At 75.7% G+C, this 1,161-nt stretch carries 2 protein-coding genes; one reads left to right on the top strand and one right to left on the bottom strand.

The annotated features are described in order from the left end of the window. A partial coding sequence (locus tag ACWCSD_RS52960) for a helix-turn-helix domain-containing protein (protein ID WP_449927627.1) occupies positions 1 to 125 on the bottom strand: 125 nt, incomplete at its 3' end. Between the two features lie 11 nt (positions 126 to 136). Here ACWCSD_RS52960 and ACWCSD_RS52955 point away from each other — a divergent pair. After that, positions 137 to 1,075: an MFS transporter gene (locus ACWCSD_RS52955; RefSeq protein ID WP_449927625.1), complete on the top strand. Its 939-nt coding sequence runs from the start codon at positions 137 to 139 to the stop codon at positions 1,073 to 1,075. Positions 1,076 to 1,161: the final 86 nt, after the last annotated feature.

The raw sequence follows: 1,161 nt of genomic DNA, 5'->3' as shown, positions 1-1,161 counted from the left end.
CTCACCTGCTGGCTGACCGCGGGCTGGACGATGTGCAGCCGCTCGGCGGCCCGGCCGAAACCGCCCTCGTCGGCGACGGCGACGAAGTAGGCGAGCTGCCGCAGCTCCACTGTGTCTCCATTCATCATGATCGGTGATGACTGTCCAGGAGAACGTCTCCTGGTTCGCCCGCTCTTCCCGCGATGGACTGGCCGGCATGAACGGGAGTGGATCGATCGGGATCAGGCTGGGCGCGCTCTTCGGCCCGGCCGTGTTCGGCGTCACGGCGGCCGGGGTCGCCCTGCCGGACGTCGCCGCCGCACTGGGGGCGCGTCCTGGCGCGGTGGTGTGGGTGCTGACCGCGCACGCGCTGGCGCTGGGCATCGGGACGGCGCTGTTCGGGCGTCTGTCGGACGCGTGGGGGGTGCGCCGCACGCTGCTGCTCGGCTCGGCGGTGCTGGCGCTCGGGGCGCTGGCCTGCCTGGTGGCGCCGTCGCTGGGCGCGCTCGTGGCGGCGCGGGCGGTGCTGGCGGCCGGGTCGGGCGCGCTGTCGGCGGTCGCGCTGAACCTGGCGGCGACGGCCGAGCCGGAGCGCCGTCAGGCGGTGCTGGCCTGGTTCGGCAGCGCGATGGCGGTGTTCTCGGCGGGCGCGACGCTGGCCGGCGGGCTGGTCACCCAGGCGTTATCGTGGCGGCTCACGCTCGCGCTGCCCGCGCTGGCGCTGGTGGCGGTGCCGTTCTGCCTGCCGGTGGCGCGGCGGGCGGGGGCGGGCGGCCGGGTGGACGTCGTGGGCGCGGGCCTGCTGGCGGCGGGCGTGTCGGCGTTCCTCGTGCTCGTCCAGTCGGCCAACCTGGGGCTGACCTGGCCGGTCGCGGCGCTGGCCGGGGTGGTGGCGGTGCTCGCGGGGGCCGCGCTGGTCCGGCGCACCCGTACGGTCGCGGGCGGGTTCGTCCCGCGAGACCTGCCGGCCGACCGCGTCTTCCGCGGGGCCGCCCTGATCGGCGTCGGCGTGTACGGCGGCCTGTTCGCCACCATGTGGGCCGCCCCGCAGCTCCTGGCCGGGGTGCACGGGTGGAGCGTGCCGGCTTGGAGGTGATGGGCTCCTTGGCGCGTTCCTTGACGATAAGCCCCGCGACCCTCGGCGCGAAACGTTCCTCGCCGTAGTCGCGCAGGATTCGTGCC

The organism is Nonomuraea sp. NPDC001684 (assembly GCF_053596515.1).
Note: the sequence above shows the minus strand (reverse complement) of the source record. Positions and strands in the feature narration are given on the sequence as shown.